The sequence below is a fragment of the Echinicola sediminis genome (genome assembly GCF_054777495.1).
In genome coordinates, this window is sequence record NZ_BAAHAP010000208.1 from 1 (window position 1) to 2,388 (window position 2,388).

Here is a 2,388-nt window from a genome sequence, read left to right on the forward strand (position 1 = left end):
GTGGCTCAAATATGTCATGGACAACATCATGGACACCAACCACAGGGATATCAGAAAACTCTACCCACGAAACTACAAAAAGCAAATCCTCAAATTATAAAGACGGGATTGGTAGGGGGGATACTAAAATACAATTCCTGGAATAAATTTATCGGACAAGGGGAGTTTAGCATCATCGAACTTAATGGGGCCTTAAGTGAACCTACACACATGTACGACCCTTCACACAGTTATTTTTTTGCGGTAAGGGAACTCTATAAACACCACAAAAGAATGTTAGATATCGCCATTTACAATTACCGAAACAACAAATCAGCACATTTAGTGTCTACCAAGGCGTAGAACAGTTCGGGTTCGCCTTTTCGGATCAACAGTATAGAAATACGTCAACACATATTGATTTTGAACAAGCAAACATTCCAACGCTAAACAATAACTCTCCACCTGACTATATTTCACACAAAACCAGATCACTGTTTTTTTCAATTGTAATCATACTTGAAAAACCTCCCTCTTCCCTTATTTTGAGAAATAAGGAAACAAGGGAGGTTAATCTTGCAGCTGTAGACATGCAATAAAGCTCAAAAATTTATTTTTAGGCTCAAACTCTTTTGCTCCCTGAAACAATTATTACCCATAAGCTCTAATCTCGAAAATTCGGGCAAGGGCGTCACCATTGGTCCTCAAGACAGTCACTTTAATTTTATTAACGACTTCAGCAGGAAAAGCATGGACAACTTTCCGATAGTAATTATTGCCAAAAACTTTTGAAAAAATCTTCACTTCACCTAAAAAGCCTTCTATTTTGTAATCAGCTACAGTTTCAGGCTGAGGTCCTCGAATTTGATCTTTCATGACTACCTTTTGACCTGATATCCTCAAATACCGTTGCAATCCTGTATCAAAAGTAAACTCCAGCTGTGAAATAGTCACGGGCGTCCCCCAACTCAAATCAATCGATGCAGGGCCACTCTCCATATCTCCCTGCCATTGGTGGCTCTGCCCGTCGTTAATGTTTCGATTAATACCGTCGATAACATTTGAGGCCGCCCCTTCAGAAGTTTCCGTGGAAGCAATGACCTTTGCAGTTCTAGCCAGATCAAGTTTATCTTCATTTACCACCTGTAGAAGAGACTGATCCTGCCTAATAAGAGTCTGCTGCAACTGACCGAGATAATTTGTATTACTTGCGATTGAGCTAGCAGAAATATTTTTGGCCACGGATAAGGCCATGGCTGTACCTATAGCTTGTCCCAATGCAGCACAAGTTGCCATTACTCTGGTAGAAGATAAAGCAACATGCGATACGCTGATATTCCTGCCTGCCATCCATAAATTGCTGATATTTTTACTATAAAGTGACCTTAGGGGAATATTATAAGGCTCCTTTATATGAACTGCTCTATTGGGTTTGATGGAGGTATCATCCATTCCTTCAGCAGGGTGATCATCCAGTGGCCAGCCACCATAGGCTACCCTATCCGGAAACTTCTTTGAATTTTGAACATCGTTTTGGGTCATTACATAGTCTCCTAAAATCCTTCTGCTTTCACGCTTTCCAGGAACCATTCCTACCCAGGTCAAGGCCCATTTGCTCGCTTCAGGATAGTTTCCTGAATTTTTGATATAATCCCATACACCAAATAAAACGGCCAATAACTCATGTCTTAATTCCCTTCCGTCATTAATTACATCGTATTTGCCTGCTAATTCCAACCACCAGTAGCCATATTCCAGTGAATGGATATACCGGTACTCAAAATCCTTATAGGTGTATTTCCGGGCCCAATTGGGTGGTGTATAAGGCATTGGTTTTTCAAATTCATCCGCCATAAAAAGTAAGCTGTTCCCCATCCCGACTTTATCAGCAATGTCTTGCCCTAAAGATTCGTCGTAGGTGGATTTGGCCTCCCTCCCTCGCATATACTCTGAACCGACAAGTGCCCCCAGTGTACCATCACCAGTACAATCAGCAAACTGTTTCCCATAAATGGTGAAAATTTCTTCCGTCTGCGAACAAAAGGTTTTTATGCTCCGGATTTGATGATGATCGGTCTCTGCATCAAAAAGGGCTGTATCGAGTAATAAAGTAATATTGGGCTCAGCTATCACCTTATTATATAAAGTAAAATCCCATACAGGATAGGAGATCTGAGGATTATTTACTGCATCATCCAACATAATTTCTTCCAAAATCCCCGTCTCCCTCCAAACCGTCTCCAACACGCTGCTCCCACTGACGTGCATCCTAATCTCACTGCTTGCATTTCCTCCTAAGCGAGACCGGTCGTGAACCAATACTACCTTGGCCCCATTTCTCGCCCCGGCAATAGCCGCACAGATTCCCGACATCCCCCCTCCTACAACAACCAAATCAACTTCCATCAC

1 protein-coding gene is annotated in these 2,388 nt (G+C 41.9%); it reads right to left on the reverse strand.

Annotated elements, in window-relative coordinates; genetic code table 11:
* Positions 1–630: 630 nt before the first annotated feature.
* Positions 631–2,388 (reverse strand): FAD-dependent oxidoreductase (locus ACYVAA_RS22715; RefSeq protein ID WP_460546330.1); only part of this gene is annotated, 1,758 nt, incomplete at its 5' end.